At 38.9% G+C, this 18,017-nt stretch carries 16 protein-coding genes; 1 reads left to right on the top strand and 15 read right to left on the bottom strand.

The genetic code is table 11. The features are described from left to right. Position 1: 1 nt before the first annotated feature. The 6 genes from kduI to Q4550_RS13215 all read right to left on the bottom strand — a co-directional run bounded on the left by kduI (position 2) and on the right by Q4550_RS13215 (position 6,931). Positions 2-835: a 5-dehydro-4-deoxy-D-glucuronate isomerase gene (gene kduI / locus Q4550_RS13240; protein WP_303533312.1), complete on the bottom strand. Its 834-nt coding sequence runs from the start codon at positions 833-835 to the stop codon at positions 2-4. Between the two features lie 20 nt (positions 836-855). Beyond that, a complete protein-coding gene (locus tag Q4550_RS13235) occupies positions 856-1,485 on the bottom strand; it encodes a YesL family protein (RefSeq protein ID WP_226613263.1) in 630 nt (209 codons plus the stop codon). A gap of 42 nt (positions 1,486-1,527) precedes the next feature. After that, a complete protein-coding gene (locus Q4550_RS13230) occupies positions 1,528-2,697 on the bottom strand; it encodes a Gfo/Idh/MocA family protein (protein WP_303533309.1) in 1,170 nt (389 codons plus the stop codon). A gap of 59 nt (positions 2,698-2,756) precedes the next feature. Beyond that, positions 2,757-3,617, bottom strand: a complete 861-nt coding sequence (locus tag Q4550_RS13225) for a carbohydrate ABC transporter permease (RefSeq protein WP_048309424.1) — start codon at positions 3,615-3,617, stop codon at positions 2,757-2,759. Then, positions 3,611-4,507: an ABC transporter permease gene (locus tag Q4550_RS13220; protein WP_236690353.1), complete on the bottom strand. Its 897-nt coding sequence runs from the start codon at positions 4,505-4,507 to the stop codon at positions 3,611-3,613. Before Q4550_RS13220 ends, Q4550_RS13225 begins: the two co-directional genes overlap by 7 nt. Before the next feature lie 189 nt (positions 4,508-4,696). Then, the gene (locus Q4550_RS13215) at positions 4,697-6,931 is read right to left on the bottom strand and encodes an FAD-dependent oxidoreductase (RefSeq protein WP_303533306.1); all 2,235 of its coding nucleotides are present in this window, start codon (positions 6,929-6,931) and stop codon (positions 4,697-4,699) included. 128 nt (positions 6,932-7,059) lie between these two features. On the opposite strand from Q4550_RS13215, the gene Q4550_RS13210 reads away from it, so the two are divergent. After that, positions 7,060-7,905 (top strand): helix-turn-helix domain-containing protein, encoded by an 846-nt coding sequence (locus Q4550_RS13210; RefSeq protein ID WP_303533303.1) that lies wholly within the window; start codon positions 7,060-7,062, stop codon positions 7,903-7,905. Positions 7,906-7,932: 27 nt separating this feature from the next. Here Q4550_RS13210 and Q4550_RS13205 read toward each other — a convergent pair whose 3' ends face one another. From Q4550_RS13205 to Q4550_RS13165, 9 genes are all read right to left on the bottom strand, one after another. Next, positions 7,933-9,432 carry a DUF4091 domain-containing protein gene (locus tag Q4550_RS13205; RefSeq protein ID WP_303533300.1) on the bottom strand — a complete coding sequence of 500 codons (1,500 nt, stop codon included), beginning with the start codon at positions 9,430-9,432 and terminating at the stop codon, positions 7,933-7,935. 172 nt (positions 9,433-9,604) lie between these two features. After that, entirely contained in the window at positions 9,605-11,686 is a 2,082-nt protein-coding gene (locus tag Q4550_RS13200) for a heparinase II/III domain-containing protein (RefSeq protein ID WP_303533298.1), read from the bottom strand. Further along, complete coding sequence (locus tag Q4550_RS13195; RefSeq protein WP_303533297.1) at positions 11,683-12,009, bottom strand: cupin domain-containing protein; 327 nt, start codon at positions 12,007-12,009, stop codon at positions 11,683-11,685. Before Q4550_RS13195 ends, Q4550_RS13200 begins: the two co-directional genes overlap by 4 nt. Before the next feature lie 19 nt (positions 12,010-12,028). Further along, positions 12,029-13,234, bottom strand: coding sequence for a glycoside hydrolase family 88 protein (locus tag Q4550_RS13190; RefSeq protein ID WP_303533296.1), 1,206 nt, complete (start codon positions 13,232-13,234; stop codon positions 12,029-12,031). Next, on the bottom strand, positions 13,224-14,165 hold the full coding sequence (locus tag Q4550_RS13185) for an ROK family protein (RefSeq protein ID WP_303533295.1): 942 nt from the start codon (positions 14,163-14,165) through the stop codon (positions 13,224-13,226). Before Q4550_RS13185 ends, Q4550_RS13190 begins: the two co-directional genes overlap by 11 nt. Positions 14,166-14,180: 15 nt before the next feature. After that, positions 14,181-15,212 (bottom strand): SIS domain-containing protein, encoded by a 1,032-nt coding sequence (locus tag Q4550_RS13180; protein ID WP_303533293.1) that lies wholly within the window; start codon positions 15,210-15,212, stop codon positions 14,181-14,183. A 15-nt stretch (positions 15,213-15,227) separates the two neighbouring features. Further along, positions 15,228-16,166: a 1-phosphofructokinase gene (gene pfkB, locus Q4550_RS13175; RefSeq protein ID WP_303533291.1), complete on the bottom strand. Its 939-nt coding sequence runs from the start codon at positions 16,164-16,166 to the stop codon at positions 15,228-15,230. A 4-nt stretch (positions 16,167-16,170) separates the two neighbouring features. Further along, positions 16,171-17,028 carry a class II fructose-bisphosphate aldolase gene (locus Q4550_RS13170; RefSeq protein ID WP_303533287.1) on the bottom strand — a complete coding sequence of 286 codons (858 nt, stop codon included), beginning with the start codon at positions 17,026-17,028 and terminating at the stop codon, positions 16,171-16,173. Between the two features lie 137 nt (positions 17,029-17,165). Next, positions 17,166-17,897, bottom strand: coding sequence for a GntR family transcriptional regulator (locus Q4550_RS13165; protein WP_303533286.1), 732 nt, complete (start codon positions 17,895-17,897; stop codon positions 17,166-17,168). Between the last annotated feature and the right edge of the window lie 120 nt (positions 17,898-18,017).

Here is an 18,017-nt window from a genome sequence, read left to right as displayed (position 1 = left end):
CCTATTTTAAGTCTTTCATATCAATAAAGTCCATATCCGTAAACGTGTAGTTCTCTCCAGCCATAGCCCAAATAAACGTATAGTTTGAAGTTCCAGCACCGCTATGGATGGACCATGATGGGGAAATGACTGCTTGTTCATTAGAAACGAGCAAATGTCTTGTTTCGTCTGGCTCTCCCATGAAATGAAAAACACGTCCTTCTTCAGGCATATCAAAATACAAATAGATTTCACTTCGGCGATCATGAATGTGAGCTGGCATCGTGTTCCACATATTATGAGGCTCTAGCATTGTCATCCCTAGCATGAGTTGGCAGCTTTGAATTCCTTCTGCGTGAACGTATTTGTAAATCGTTCGTTCATTTGACTCTTTAATAGAACCGAGGTGGTTAGGCTCCGCGTCTTCGATCGCTAATTTCTGAGTAGGATATTCTTTGTGAGCTAGTGTAGAGACAAAATAAAATTTTGCTGCATTCTCAGCGTTACCAGGGTAAAACGTAACGTTTTCCTTGCCTTTTCCTATGTAAAGACAATCACGCTTATCGAGTTCAAACGTTTCTTGATCAACCTGAACAGTTCCATGCCCACCGATGTTTATGATTCCAACTTCTCGGCGTTCTAGAAAATAAGATGTTTTTAATGTCTCTGTTGCGGATAGTGAAAGTCCTTCCTGACTTGTTGGGATAGCGCCACCGATGACCATGCGATCATCATGAGCATAAAGCATATTAATTTCCCCTTCAGTAAAAACCCTCTCCATCATGTACCGTTCTCTTAATTGATCTGTTGTATAGTGTTTGGCTTCTGTCGGGTTTGTTGCATGTCTGATTTCCATATTTTCATCTCCCAGTAATGTTATTTTTGAACTTCTTTTTGATCCATTCTACGAAAAACAAGATTGGCTACCCACATGAGTAGAAAGGCAAGCCAGCTAAAGCTGAAAATCGGTAATAACCCTGGAACTAATAAAAGAACATAATAGAAGGCAATCATGATTGCCCCCATCATCAAAGCATGTAACGGATAAGATAATGCAATGATGGCCGCGTATTTGATAACTTTAAGGGCTGATAATTTATATTGAACAAAAACAGGAGCAACAAAAAGCGCAGTTAAGCTATACAGAAATATTATTGTTAAGGTAAAGAGGTAGCATATGAGGAAAAATACTCCTTCATAGCCTCTGAATAGGGTTAAATTAAAGAGCAATAACCCTCCCACGATCGTCGTCAACCAGCCAACAAGATTGGCCTTTATAAATTCTTGTTTATAGGTAGTCCAAAACTCAGGGAAAACAGGAACATCTGTCTCTCCGAGTTGCCAGCGGCGTACGACTGCAAACATGCCCATTGTTGCAGGGAAAATTCCTGCGACCAAAAGCCCAACAATCGAGAATACGAGCCATAGACATTGAACGTATACAAGACGAGCGACCCATTCTGTAATGCGATAAAATTTGCCCCATAAGCCATTTAATTCAACCATTCAGATACACCTCTTTATCCTTCTTTTTCTCGTGATGTTTAGTTAAGTAATACCTGTACTTTGTGCCTTTTCAGAACCAACTCGCTGAGTGACCTGTACCACTTTTCCACCAGCCCGAATGGATTCTGACGCCGCACAACCAACTGCGACACTCATTCTTCCAGCATAAGGAGTTGTGAGCGGTTGTTTATTATGAAGAACAAGATTTACAAAATCCTGGCATATGACTGGATCGGCTCCACCATGACTTCCCTCTGCCGTCTTTATGTCGTACGTTTGATCAGCATATTCGTGCCAGGTGTTAGATTTTCTCGTCTTTACATATACTTTTCCATCCGGTTCGGAGTTTTCAATTCTTCCTTTTGTGCCAATAAACGTATAGTTGCGTTGATAATCTGGGGTGAAATGACACTGTAAATAAGAAGCTTTAATGCCACCTTCTAATTCCATAATGACCATGTTATTGTCTTCTACATCCACTTCATTGCGAAAAGCGCATTGATTCAATGGAGTAGTGCTAAATTCTGTGCAGTCATGTTTTTGATCACAAGTGGGGCATGTAAGATTGTTATCTTTTTCTCCTCCGAAGAAATCAAGGCTACCAAATGCTGAGACTTTTTTGGTGTAACTTCCTGTTATCCAGTGAATAATATCTAAATCATGAGAACCCTTTTGGAGTAAAAGAGAATTCGTATTTGAAGAGTTAGCGTGCCAGTCATGGTAGTAATACTCTCCACCTAACCCTACAAAATGACGAACCCAAACGGCTTTAATGTCACCTATTACACCAGAGTCCACAATTCCCTTCATCGTTCGAAACATATTCATGTACCTCATATTAAACCCGATCATAAGATGCTTTTCTGACTTCTCCCACTCATCGAGAATACGATCACACCCATCCACTGAAATAGCTAATGGTTTCTCGCAATACACGTGTTTTCCTGCTCTAAATGCTGCAATGGCATGTTCCTCATGTAAGTGATCAGGTGTTGTAATAACAACGGCATCCACGTCTTGTCGTTCCAACAGTTCCTTATAATTTGTCGTAATAAATGTTTCTTTGTTTATGTCTTCTTGAAAGGCTTTTAATCTAGAGATGGATAGATCTGCTGCTGCTACAACAACAGATTCTCCATCCGGCTGATGCCAATATTTTGCAATAGAACTTCTTAATCCAATACCGATTAATCCAATTCTTACTTGTTTCATTGTTTCTCCCCTACGAGTATGGCATTCATGCTATGTTCTGCTTCCGACATGATCGTTTTCTATCCTTTGATCGAACCTAGTAGCATCCCTTTTGTTAAATGTTTCTGAACAAATGGATAAATCACAATGATTGGTAAGCTTGCAATAATAACGGCTGCCATTTGAATGGTAGCTGTCGGTATAACTGCATCCACGTTCTCGATTTGGTCTTGATTTTGTACAAGAATATCTCGAACCACAACCTGGAGAGGATTTAGGGCAGGGTCTGTAATGTACATAACGGCCTGGAAAAATTCGTTCCAGTGACCAACGACATAGAATAAGCCAATTGTAATCATAACGGGTTTCGAAAGAGCGAGTACAATTTGCCCGAGAATTCTAAATTCGCCTGCACCATCAATTCGAGCTGCTTCGAAAATATCTTCTGGTAAGTTTTCAAAGAAGCTTTTCATGATCAGAACATTAAAGCTCCAAATTGCATTCGGAATAATCATTGCCCACACGGAATTAAGTAAACCAGTTGCTTTTACAATTAAGTATGTTGGTACGATTCCGCCGTTAAATAAGAGTGTAAAGACGACGAGGAAAATGAAGATGTTGCGACCAGGTAAGTTTTTGCGACTTAATGGATACGCCATTAATGTAGTAAGAATCAAGTTAATGATCGTTCCAACAACTGTAATAAATATGGTGACCATAAACGATTTTGGAATTTTGGGTTGTGATAAAAGGTGAGTATATGCATCAAAGTTAATCGCTTCAGGAATCAGTACAAATCCACCATTTTTCAATACTTCTTCGATCGGGGTTAGAGATACTGCAACGACGAAAAGCAAAGGGAAAACGGATAATACACCAACTAGAATGAGAGAGATCGTTACAAGTAGATCAAAGGCGCGGTCTCCTTTATTTTTCACCATATGTTTTCCCCCCATTTCTTCGCAATTTGGTTCGCTCCGATGACAAGAATAAGGCCGATTGCTGACTTAAATAATCCTACTGATGCAGCAAGGCTGAAGTTCATCTGTTCAAGTCCTGTTCGGAAAACCCACGTATCAATAATATCCGCCACTTCATACACTTGGACGTTATACATGATGTAAACCTGTTCAAAACCAGCATCAAGCATGTGTCCTAGTTTTAAAATAAACAAAAGGATGATAACGTTACGTATTCCTGGTAGTGTAATGTGCCAAATCATATGAAAACGATTCGCCCCATCTACTTTTGCAGCTTCATAGAGAGAAGGATTAATTCCGGCTATCGCTGCTAAATAAATAATGGCTCCCCATCCAAGACTCTGCCATGCTTCAGATCCTACTAATATCGAACGGAACCAGTCTGTTGATGTTAAGAAAGGAATGCTGGATGCTCCTCCTTCTGTTAACCAACGATTAAATAGCCCTGTGCTTTCTGACAAAAAAGCGATACAAATTCCATAAATGATAACCCAAGAAAGAAAGTGTGGCATGTAGCTTAGCGTTTGTATCCATCTTTTAAACCACATTGTTTTACATTCATTTAGAAAAATAGCGAGTACAATACTCGGAACCATTCCAAAAAGAATTTTGTATAAACTAATGATCAATGTGTTGGATAATAGCTGGTAGAAATAAGGGGAATCAAAGAAAATTTGAAAATACTTATACCAGGGGTCGGCCCAGTTACTTCCCGTGATGCCTTCCATCACGTTGTAATCTTTAAACGCAATAATAACACCATACATTGGTAGATACTTATAGATGAAAAACCAAATTAATCCTGGTGCAAGCATAATGTAGAAGCTTTTGTACTTCCATAAGTTTGTCATCAGCGTTTTCTTCTTTGTTTCCGATTTCGTATAAAGTGACCTCTCTGACTCTACAGCTGTTTTTGCATTCATGAATTCCCTCCTAGACTGTTCTTTGGTGACAGACTTCTTACCTGAAAATTCGATTTCTTTTGAGATATTATTACAATAGCATATCTGTACACCTGTGAGAGTTTATTAATTTAGATACTAGTAGACTCTCACTTCGATCAGTTCAGCGTGCTTTGATCCATTGGTTTCCTCGATAACCACACGTATTTTATCAGTGGTAAAAGTTTCAAAATGATGGACGCGCTTTCTTTTTCGGTTAGATTTGATTGAATCTAACGTTTGCCACTGACCTTCTAAACTCATTTCAATCCGATAGTTGGCAACTAGCTCTGGCATAATATCGAATTCTGTTTTCAAAAAGTGAAGGTTAATTAAGTATTCGTTCACATCATCATTAAAGGTTAAGTGGATTTCATCCATTTGAATCGGCTTGTCCCAGGTTAACTCGATCCACTCTTCCTGACCATTTGGTTCAGACATCCACATATGTGGAGATCCAAATGGACGGTGATAACCATTAATGACCTTATCAGGTAAGTAAGTTCCGATTGGATCATTTACTTTAAAACAAAACGGCTGTCGTGTAAGATTTTTCATTGACCACTGAACGACTAACTGCTCGGGTTGTTGGGACAAGTTAGGGTCAACGATAGGAATATCTCCTTTTTCAAAAGTTAGCACCCCGGATAGTGGCTGTTTTGACTTCCATAAAGCTAGCTGTTCATTTTCCTTAATCACGATAAAAGCATTTTGTTCTCCGTTTGGTGTCCAAGGAATGGTAACTTTGATCCACTGCTTCTCACCTTTTGGAATGGTTACTTTTCTCTCATTTTGCAATGTACGAGGAATGTAATTTTCACCTCTACCTGTATCCCAAACTTCTATAATCGCTTCTGTTTCTATAGTAGCATCGACTAAAAGTTCAATTGAAGTGAGCTTCTGATCAACTGGAAACAAGATACCCACATCATTTTTTAAAGAGTACAGTTCAGCTGGTGTGTTAATGGCGATCTTTTGATATGAGCTTGATGCGCTTATCTTTGCAAGTTTAGCTTGATCGCTTACATCTTCGTTTCTAGCTCCAATAATTGAAGCATCTTGTTTGAGTAACGTTTGCTGTACACTTTTGAAATCATTTTCATACAGTTCACGTGGCGTCAGTTGTTTCTCCACACATAGAGCGGCGCCTACTCCGGCAGCTTCACCCATAACCGCACAAGTTGCCATCACTCGTGTAGTTCCGAAGGCTACATGAGTTGCACTTATGTTACGACCCGCCATAAACATGTTCGAAACGTTGCGCGAGTATAAAGAGCGGAATGGAATGTGATATAGACCATCAGGGAAAAGGTGCTTGGATGCATTTTCTCCAGTATACATGCCCTTCGGGGGATGTAGATCGATTGACCATCCACCAAAAGCAATCCGGTCATCAAATGGTTTCTGACTAATAATATCATGTTGATTTAGCATATAATCGCCTACAAATCGGCGGTACTCTCTTTTACCTGGTACAGAGCCTACCCACTCAAGAACTAGGTTGTCAGCATCGAATTTTCCTGAATTTTTAATGTAGTCCCAGATTCCGTAAATGGCTGCCCACAATTCATCTCGTATTGCTTCGTTTTGATGAACGGTATCCATTTCGCCGCCCCATTCAATCCACCAATAATAGCAGCCAGAGTCCCCAGTTCGAATGATTCTTTTTTCTGGAATGAGAGTTTGGGTAATGTCTCTTGCAAATGCTGGTGCGACATATTTGACTGGTGTTCCGATATCCTTTGTATAAAATAGGATGGTACTTCCAAGTGTGATGTTGTCAGCTTCTTCTGGTGCCCACTCTTCGTCGTACTCATGTCTTGCTTCCCTACCTAACTTAAATTCGGCACCCGCGAGGAAACCGACTAATCCATCTCCTGTACAGTCTAGAAATACTTCGCTCTTGTAGGTAATCTTCCGCTCTGAACCCATCATCCATCCTGTGACCGATTGGATGACACGATTGTCATTTTCTCCAGTGGCTTCTACTTCATGAACATCTGTATTAAGGTGAAGTGTAATATTTGGTTCGTTGTACACGGTTTCATAAACGATCAGGTCCCAGTAATATGGGTTTCCTTCAGGGTTCCGATATTGATTTTCAACCAGCATTTCACCCATGATGCCTGTTTCTCTGGCATATCTCTGTGTTCCTACTGCGTTAGCACCGCTTACCCACACTCTTACTTCACTACTTGAATTTCCGCCAAGTACTGGCCTGTTTTGGATAAGGGAAACGGTTTTACCTAATCGAGCCGCTGATACTGCTGCGCAAACACCAGCAAGACCTCCCCCAATTACCGTTATATCAGATTCGACTGTTTCATACTTCATGCGATGAACATCCTCCTTGATGTTACCTTCAATAATTTTTTAAGTTTTCTAAATATAATTGTATCGCTTGCCAACTTCTATTAAAATGTAATATAGAGTCATTTGTTTATACTTTATTTCATAAGGAGGTGCAATTAATCCTGGACGCTCGTACGTTACAAAACTATGTACCGTCGGTCATTTATTTAGCTCATTGGAAAGAAAAACATCGATTTGTATTTGAAGAAGATGTCCACCCTAAGTGGGTCTTATTTGCGGTCGAAAAAGGTGAATTCGAATTTTCAATTGGTGATAAGAACGGTGTAGCACAGGTCGGTGATCTCGTGTTTTGTCCACCTAACACACCTTTTAAGAGGAAGTTAATTGAGCCTTTGTCATTTTTTGCATTTATTTTCGAATGGGAATTAAAAAAAGAGTATTTATCAGATCCATCATTACTAAAGCCATTGGAAGAAGATGAATCAATTATTAGTGGCAAATGGACGCTAAGAGATTTCAAAAGACTTTCTTCTAATTTCGAATATTTAGCTTTATATTCGAACCATACTCATTCTCAGAATATGTCCCGTATTAATTACATACTGAGAGATATGTGGAATGTGTTTTGTTGGGAGCTTGAAGAAAAGCATGTGAAACAAATCGGCCAAAAAGATAAGCTGATGATTGACGCGAAAAATGCTATTCAAGAGAAAGGCTTAATGTCTTTATTTAGTATGAATGACCTTTCCGTCCAATTAGGACTTAGTCCTGTTCAACTTACTAGAAGGTTTAAAGCAGCTTTTCGTATGACCCCAAAGGAATATTTAATTTCCTTAAGAGTAGAAGAAGCGAAAAAATTACTTGCCAACACGGATTGGACGATGGATGAAATCGCACGACATTCAGGCTATGAAAATCGGTATTACTTTAGTCGTGCGTTTCGAACAAAAGAAGGAAAAAGCCCATCAGAATTTAAAAAAATTCACCAAATGTAAATACAAATAAACCGCCTTTCAGGCGGTTTATTTGTTGGTATGAACATTTGTTTCAAGCTTAATTCGTTCATTTATTTCGTCTCTTTTAGCGAGAAGCCATGCAGCTTCTTTTGGATAACGGTTAAATGTTAGTGGTTTTTTCAAATCGTTCTCTAATAGATCTAGTGTTTGTTCACGTCCAATGTAGCTTTCAAGAAGTTGTAATGCAGAATGATCTTGAAAGGCTTCTCTTAACACTTCTAAACGAAGTGACTCAATTGGTCCGTTCTCACCGGGATAAACTAGAAAAGCATCCCCTGATGGAAAAGAGTAATTCGCATCTGTGTTCCGAAACGGATCAATTATTTTTTTGGAAAAAGAAGAGTACCAGAAGTTAAATCCCCAATGAAGGAAGCCCTGTAGATTAAACTTATATAATTGCATTCCTAGTATTCTATTTCTAGAGGATGGCATGTTAAAAAAACGATTGGAAACTTCTTTGTATTGAGAAGTACAGTAATAAGTCCATAAACCAGGAACGTTGTTTTCAAGAAATGGAGAAATATGATCGTTGGCTGAGACTGGATTTTTAATAAGGCCTTTTTCGTAAAATGCATAATCTGAAAGTGCGTCTATTACTGGTAGGTCACCAAGGTAATCATTCATCACACGGCTTGCATTCGTATAAGACTCCAAATGTTCCATTCGAGGTTCATCAGAAATATGAAAATAACAATAATCGGTTAGATCGGATTCTTCAAGTAATTGAATAAGCGCAGGTAAGAATTGTGCTAGAAATAAACGGTAGTCTTGACTTGTAGCGTCTGTTTCCCAACCAAATAGTTTTTGTTTTTTTCCATTTACATTACCTATAATTTTAGGTGGATGCTTTGCACCCCACTGACTAAAAAGATGAGAGAATTCAAAATATCGAATGCCGTTATTTTGACACATTTTAAACCAACGGAGCAGCTTTTCGAAATGAAATGTATATTTCTCTCCTTCTTTTGTTACATCAATAAGCTGTACGGTGGGTCTCTCTCCACCAATTTCAGTATCCAGCGGAGGGGTGAATAAAGGAGTTAAAATCATATTGATGTGATGATCAGCAGCTGACTTTACATATTTCTCTACCGTGTCCCAGTATTTTTCACTGAAAATCTCTAATTGATAAATTGAAGCGATACAATCCGTGTGTAGCCACTCGGTGTGAATCACTCCTTGTTCTGGAAGATTTGCATCAATGACGTTCAATTGAAAAGTTTCTTTAACGTGATCATCGTTAGTGCAAATGAGGGTGATGTCAATTTGGTGGTCGCCTGGTCTAGCGTCTTGTTCTATGTCCACTGTTATCCAAATCGATCGCCACTGATTTGGAAAAGCTGTAAGCCCTTCTTCTTCTACAATTGGAAATAAGGGATCAGGGTATAATCCTGGTGTATGACGCAGGGTATGATCATCGTAATCAAAGTGACATGGGTACTCAGAAGGCACCAGTCCAACTACTCGTGCTGTTACATTTAACTGAGAGTGAATTTCGACCTTCATTTGTTTTACTAATTTATCTGACCGATACGCTACTTGAAAGGAATATGTTTCACCTAATAAAGCAGATGCAAATGAAACATATGGCTCAGCTAAATCTTCATCAGCAAAAACTTTGGTGAGTGAGCTTACTAATTTCGTCTCAATAATGATTAACCACTCCTTTATCGTTTATTTAGCTTGAATAATAGGCAAGGGTCGATGAATGGTGGCTTTTTCCCTTAGTTAATCGGAATTCACCACATATAGAGGAATGAGTCGAGACAAATATTTTTATCTCGGATTCGCTTTGTATTACTTCTATATTTTCAACATTTCTATTTGGTAAATCCGTAGCCATTTGAAAGACGTTAATAAACGTGATGGATTGATGTGGCTCACTTCTTTGTATAAGAGTGGCTCGATTAGCAACGGGAGGGTTATCCGGAGTGCTTGCTAAATAGAGCATCGTTTTTGATGAACACCAGCTATGTTGATTTACAGTTTCTTCGTTCGCTTTCCATTGTAATAATGTAGAACCATTCGTCATCATTTCTCTCTTATTGTTGAATAAATCTTGCTTTAATTTGCTTAATTTTGCTTGAGATGTTTCCCAGTTTTGGGTGTGAAGTATTTGGCCGTCGACGTGATATAAGAGATCCACTTCTCTTTTTTCAGGTACGTTTACCGTAACGATGTCAAGAAACAATCGATCGGTAATGGCATTGAAACGTTGGATAGAACAATCTTTGTAACTCTCAACATCCCAGGAACTCATTGACTCAGGTAACTGAATTAAATTTTGAAAAAGATAGGTATCACTTTTCCAGTCTACGACGCTTTCTACCCAGCTACCCCATTCGCATTGTTCAGCTTTGATACGCTTCCCATCTGCTGGTGGTTGATCACTTCCATTTATACTAACGGTGTTATGTGAATACGTATGCTTGAACCAGTCATAGTGTACAGGAACACTATAGCGTGTTGTGCCAGGATCTCGTATAAACGGTTTGTTTTTTAAGCTAAGCGATAAACCTAGTTGATCGAGATGATCGTGTTCACCACCAAATGGCGCATGCTTTTGAAAGACCTGCCAGCCATTTTCACAGGAAATTTTTGTTAAGCTAGAACTTGAAGTTAATGTCTTATTTTGATTGTTCTTACAAGATGGGACTATACAATTGTTATTATTTAAAACGAATTGGTTAACAAAGAACAATGAATACGAATCTCGCGGAACGCGTTTAAACTTTGATGGTTGCATGCCGTATAAGCTTCTTAATATCATTTGATACTGCTCTTCCCCATAAATAGAAAAAGCGAACTCGTAGAGATGTGCATATTTGGATAAGGAAATAGATGAGGATGAGTCATTCAAAGATGGGAGCAACCCTTCATTATCAATAAAAAATAAGGGCGTATCGAACATCTTTTTAATTTCTGGGAATGACCAAAGACGAGTATCATCTGTGATATGTGCTAATTGAACGATCGATTCAAGTGTATAAAAATGGTAGGAGAAGGACCCTTCATACCATAAACCATCCTCAAGTACGCCCTTACGAATCTGATTTCTTAATCCATAATCTCCATTAAACCCTTGTTCAATTAAGTGATCATTACCCAATATTGAACCGATCATACAAATGGCAACAGTTATATGTACGGCATGATTATGAATCTGTTGTTCTTTCCATGTAGATAAAAAGGTAGCCGCATCAAGAAATAACTGATTATTTATAAGTTCCAATTCTTCTTTGGTAAAATGTTCTTTACCAATGTGATAGGCATAACAAAGATTCATCATCCAATTGGCTTCATCAAGTGTTTGAGCGAAAAGTTTACCTGGCCCATTATAAGGGATCTTTCCATGTGTTCGGTAATGAGGGTAGCACTCTGCATAATCCAAAAGGATCTTGTTTGCTTTCAATAAATAATCATCTCTTTTAGTCGCCGCATAGGCAAACGAAAGATGTTTAACTGCCTCTCCTAGTTTTCCGTGAGCAATTCCCATCCAGCCACCTAGAAATGGAGAGTCTTCAAAGACTCTCCTGCATGAAGGACAATCAAATTTCTTATTATTCGTCCAGCTGAAATTGAGTGCAGTTCCATCATATGGGCAGTGAAAATAGTGTCCCCAGTCTGCGATATCTGTCTTTGATGGTCTAAATGGTATTTGTAGCGCTTCATCAGCCTCGGCGATTAGCTTTTTTTTCGCATGTAGTGTTTCTTCATGTTGAGCGTTAAAGTAAATCGTATCTGACAAACGGGAACTCATGAATGCTTTCCTTCTAATAAGTCCTCTCTTACTGGACTAAAGGAATCTAAAAGACTACCATCTGAAAGTGCTTTAACGCCATGAAGTGTATTTGGTGGGATATAAAGTGACTCTCCTTTTTCAATGATCGTACGAGCGGTGCCAATTGTGAATTCGAATTGCCCATCAAGACAATAGGAAATCTGTTCATGAGGATGCTGATGCTTATTTCCGATCGCTCCACTTTTGAAGCGAACTTCCATAATCATTAGATCTTCACCACTTGTTAAGATATTTCGTTTAACACCGTCTTCTACTGACTCCCATATACCAATTTGTCCCATAATCGAACTCCTTTCCAGATTACCAATATAAATTCCAGTCTTTCGAGAGACGAACAAGCGCTTCGAAATAATAATAATCGCCCCAAATACAACTTTCATCTACTCCGCGGTTACCACCTTTATAGTAAACGGCATGGCGCAACAATCCATTTTCATTTGAGTTTATATCAGTCGTGTAATGTTCAACTAGTGATTCTGTTGTGTTGTTGATAGCGTTCTCATAATAAGGTCTCTCTTCATCTGTAAGTGGTAAATGTTTCACTAATTCAAGTAGTCCACAGAGTGCGATAGCAGCTGATGAGCTATCTCTTTCTTCATTGCCATTTGTGAAAATTAAATCCCAATAACAAATATAGTCTTTAGGTAAACGATTTAAATAGTAATTTGTAAGTTTTTTAGTTAACGTGATTAAATTCCAGTCTTTCGTATAAGCATAACTTAGAGGGAAGCCGTATATGCCCCATGCTTGCCCGCGAGCCCAACAAGAATCATCTGCATATCCCTGATGTGTGTCACCATACAGTGGCTTTCCTGATTCTGGATCCATATAATAAGTATGATGCGTAGACGCATCTTCTCTCACAAGGTATCGTGCTGCCTGTTGGATATGGCTTTCAGCTACGCTCTTATACTTCGGATCTCCAGTTTCTTCTGTCGCCCAATAGAGTAAAGGGAGATTCATATTACAGTCAATAATCATCCTTCCCCGCTGTGACGGGTCTGTTAAGTCGCCCCATGCTTGAATGATACCTGCTTTTTCATGAAAGCGCGTCATGAGCAAGTCTGCTGCTTCAATAGCTACATTTCTGGCTTCTTCATTGCCAGTTAATTTATAAGCACTAACACATGAAAGCGTGTAGAGAAATCCGAGATCATGGTGATTTACAGCAATTCGATTCTTTAAGCGCTGTTTGAAACTAGTTAAGTGTCCTTCAGCTACACTGCGGTATTTCTGTTTTCCTGTTACTTCATAAGCGAGCCATAACATTCCGGTCCAGAAACTCGTTGTCCATTCATTGTTCTCAATGGACGGGTACACTCCATCTTGGCTACTTGAATCAGGAAAAGAGTTAGTAAAAGTTTCAAGATTTTGATCAATTTTCTGAAGAACATGGTGAATCGCTTGATCGACGTACGTGCGGTTTATCGTAGGCTGCTTTTGATAGCGATCTTTTAGTCGAATGCCTTCATCTAGTACACGTTGTGTATTTGTTTTAATCTTCATTTGCACCTCCATCAGATGAGTTGTGAAGTCTTAATCCGGCTCCAACAAGTCCTGAGTCTCCTTTCAATTGACTAACAGATATTCGATGAACGGCACTGCTCTGTTCAGTAATCAGGAGAGGTTTTAGTGTCGCTTTAATATGGTCTATTAACTCTGGGTTATGATTAATGACCCCGCCACCAAGAACAATTTGGTGAGGGTCGAGCATGCAAATCATGCCATGAATGCCTTTACTAATATCATTTAAAACTTCAGCCATGACATGACAGGCGTATTTCTCCCCATGAAAGTAATCTCTCAAGACTGTAGCTGTTGTGATTTGTTCAGTCTCTTTCATTTGAAGTGTTGCTCTTTTGGTTGCTGCCTTTGATTGAATAGCAGGACCGGATGCTACATTTTCAAAAGTAACTACTGAATTTTCTTTCGAAGCACTTGTCAACATTAAGCCTACTTCGCCTGCAAAACCAGCACCTCGTAAAATGGAGCCATTATGAAGAATGCAACATGAAATCCCTGTACTAATAGTTAAATAAGCAAACGTTTCATTTTTTTTACATCCTCTTTGATACCATTCCGCAAATGCTGCCATATGAACATCATTATCAAGGATGACAGACTTTGTAGGATAAAGTTCTTCCAATTTTGAACCAATTGGAAAATGAGACCAAGGTAGATTGTTTTGATAGATGGCTATTCCATTTTCAATATCGACTTTTCCAGGTACACCAATACCGATACCAAGTAGGTTTTCTGGTTTGTAACGAGACTCTTTTAATACTTGATCAATACAGTTCTTTAATTGCTGAAACATCTTGTCTTTATCCGTTGTTACACTTGGGACTTCTTTTCGAAATAGCACGCGCCCATCTTTTGTAATGAGCGCAGCTGCAATTTTGGTTCCCCCTACATCAATACCGAGTGAAAGATTCATGTTGGCCTCCTGTTATTAAGGCAGAGATATTTTCACGACTTGATTAAGATTACGAGGTTGATCTGGGTTTAAGCCAAGTTTGATTGACTGATAATAAGCTAGAAGCTGAAAGTAAGGAATATAGAGTGTCGCTCTCGCTTCATCTGATAAATGGCTTCCTATATTAATCACATGATCAGCCGTTAAATCTGTCCCGAGATCTCCAATCACAATCGTTTTTCCACCGTTATTTTTAATATCACGAAGTAATGTGTGGTCAATCTCGCTCATTTTTGTTGTAGAAAACAGCACCACTACGGTTTCCTCATCCACAATGGAAATCGGGCCATGACGAAATTCAAGGTTCGAATAACTTTCGCATTCCGTTTGCGTCATTTCTTTGAGTTTCAAGGTACCTTCTTTGGCTAATCCATTATAAATACCTGCGCCTAAGAAGATAAACCGCTCCGCTTTTGCACCTTGAACTATATCCTTCATAACATGTGCATGACTCACATTCTCATTTAACAATTCAGGCACCTGTTTCAGTTCTTTTAATGCCGCATAATTCTCTGCAAATCTTGCAGCATATAGTTGAATTGCATAAAGCATGTTAGTGAAGGATTGAGTCATGACAACGCTTTTTTCACTTATATGATCAAGGCTAATTTGATCGTCAGCTAGTTGTGCCATTTCAGCATCACTGTTGCAGGTTACGGCAAGAGTGGATATGTTCTCTCTATCCTTAATGGCTTTTAAAGCTGTAATAATTTCTGAAGTGGTTCCGGAGCGAGAGATACTTACTACTCTATATCGTTTAAGAGGGGTGAATACCTGCTTTTCATGAAGAAAAATTTCTGAAGCCGGTACCGCGTTGGCTTGAATTCCAGTGATTTCTTGAAAGTATCTAGCAGCTGAAATTGCAATGTAGTAGGATGTGCCACACCCTGTAAATACATAATTGACTTCGACATTTTCATTAGGAATATTCATATTGCTGACGATCTGATAGGTTTTTTCTGAAGCGTTTCCTTGAGACATGATTTCCTTCAACGTATACGTATCCACTAATTACACCACTCCTTATTTAGTAAATGAAAATTGATTTACACTCATTTGTTTTTCTAGCGATTTTAGATCTTCTAAGGAAAGGTCTCCTGCTTTTTCTTGCAATGCATTGGCTGTACCGGCAGCTGAGGCTCTTATTAATGATTTCTCAAAAGACTCCCCATCATAAAATCCAGATACTAATCCAGCAACAAAGGCATCGCCACTTCCTACAGGATTGACAACAGATAACTTAGGAATAGAAATTGTATAAATGCAATTGTCATAGGCAGCCATCGCTCCATCGCTTCCTCTAGAGACTGCCACAACTGAGACACCTGTATGGCTTAATTCTATTAAAGCATTCATGATTTCATCATCGGTTTGCAACGGACGATTGGTGATTTCACTTAGCTCATCAATATTTGGTTTTATCATAAAGGGTTTGGCTTTCAGAGCTTCCTTAAGCGGTTGTCCACTCGTATCAACAATTGCTCTTGTACCATTCTGCTGAACAAGTTCAATAAGCTCTTGATAAGCCGTCGTTAAAAGCCCCTTAGGTAAGCTCCCAGATAGAATGACATAAGTGCTTTTATTGGCTAATTCCAATAATTTTCGTTTAAATCCGATCCATTCTCTTTCTAAAATGGTTGGACCTAACTCAAGAATTTCAGTTTGGTTTGTGTATTCATCAATGATATTAAGACAAATACGTGATTCGCCTTCTATCATTGCAAAATCGGAATGAATTCCTTTTTCATCTGCTAACCGTTTAATGAGTTGACCATTTAAGCCCCCCAAAAAACCTGTCGATACTGTATTTATATTTAAAATTTTCAGTATTTTCGAGACATTAATACCCTTACCTCCGGGTTCGCTTATGATTCTTTTCGTCCGATTTACTTTATTTATAGAAAAGCGATCCATATAGTACGTACGGTCAATCGCTGCATTTAACGTAACAGTAGTGATCATATACTTAAGCGTAAGTTTGCTGACTTTGCAGCAATAAGATTTTTTTCTTCACAATTTCTTCAACAGCTTCTCGAGCAGGGACGAAATACTTTCTCGGATCATCTGTATGTGGATGATCATTCAAGTAATCTCGTAATCTAGCCACGAATTCAACCTTTAATTCAGTCGAGAAGTTCACTTTACTTACGCCATATTGAAGTGATTCACGAACTTTTTCTTCTGGTACCCCAGAGGCGCCGTGCATAACAATTGGCCGTCCTGTCGACTCTGAAATTTTTCGTACAAGCTCAAAATTAAGCCTTGGTTCCTTTTTATATAAACCATGTGCTGTTCCAAAAGCAGGGGCAAACGAATCGATATCCGTTCGTGCGACAAAATCTTTTGCGAGGTCTGGATCTGTCAATTGAGCGTCCTGTTCGTCTACACTAAGATCGTCTTCAACCCCTCCAATGGTTCCGAGTTCAGCTTCTACGGGGACATTAACATAATGAGCAGCTTCCACAACCTTTTGGACGAGTGCTACGTTCTCTTCATATTGTAATTTTGATCCGTCAATCATGACTGACGTGTAACCTGCCCGCAAACATTGTAGAACCGTTTTGAAACTATCACCGTGGTCTAAATGCAATGCAATTGGAATCGAGGTTTTCTCAGCTACTGAATTCACCATGTTTTTAATGTTTTCGATTCCTACATATTTAATTGTTCCTGGAGTCGTTTGAAAGATAATCGGTGTATCGATCTTCTCAGCACCTGAAATAACCGCTTTCATAATTTCCAGATTATGAACAGCAAAGGCCCCAATCGCATAATGATTTTTGTACGCATCATCGAGTAACGGCTTACTAGAAACTAATGGCATTCAATCATCTCCTTAAAGTGATTCAACCAGTCAACGGGTTGTTGGGTCAAGTTGAGCTGTACCTTGGCAACATAACGTCACCAGGTCTTTAATGGTATTGTACTGTTATTAGGTTGTTGGGTCAACCTGTTCTTTAATTAAATTAATTCCGTGTAGAAACGACAGCGATCTCCTCTTACGATAGAATGACAAAATTCCACGGGTTTTCCTGATCGATCATAGGCTGTTCTTTCTAACAACAAGGCGGGGTAACCTTCTTTTACTTGGAGATATTCACTTTCATAATCTCTTATGAGGACAGGTTCAAACACCTCTTTTGCTTTTGTAACGATAATATCAAAATCACTTTCCATTACATCATATAAGGAGGTATTCATCACATGCTGCTGCTTAATACCAGGTATGAGGTATTGAGGTATATAAGATGTTTCAAGAATAACAGGCTCGTCATTTGCGCAGCGTAACCTCTTTAATTCGATTAGAGTATCTCCTTCATCAACCATTAACTTACTTGCGACTCGTGGTGAAGCAGTCGTTTCATTCATATGCAAAATAATATCTGTTGGTGCCATGCCCATTTCTTTCATCACTTTACTAAAGCTATAAAAGCCCATTAGCGGTTGCTCGAGCTTCGGTTGCGAAACAAAAGTCCCCTTCCCTTGAATTCGATTCAAGACGCCAATTTGGACGAGGTCTTCAATCGCTTTTTTAGCTGTGTTACGGCTTATATTATAGTCCGCCCTCAACTCATTTTCAGATGGAATTTTATCACCAGGAGCCCAGTCCCCTCGTTCAATATTCTCCTTTAATATCTCCTTTAATTGGTGATACAGAGGAATAACACTATGCTGATCTAATTCTCTTTTCATAATATCCCTCATTTCTTTAGTGTATAGTTGTATCTACCTCATTCATTTTGCACCTTTATATTCATTGTGGTTTCAAAGTGAATTTTTCTTTATTCTATCATATTAATCAAGTAAGAGAGT

Source organism: Anaerobacillus sp. 1_MG-2023, assembly GCF_030547345.1.
GTDB classification, from domain to species: Bacteria; Bacillota; Bacilli; order Bacillales; family Guptibacillaceae; genus Guptibacillus; species Guptibacillus hwajinpoensis_B.
The sequence above is the reverse complement of the archived record's forward strand: the minus strand, read 5'-3'. Positions and strand labels throughout refer to the sequence as shown.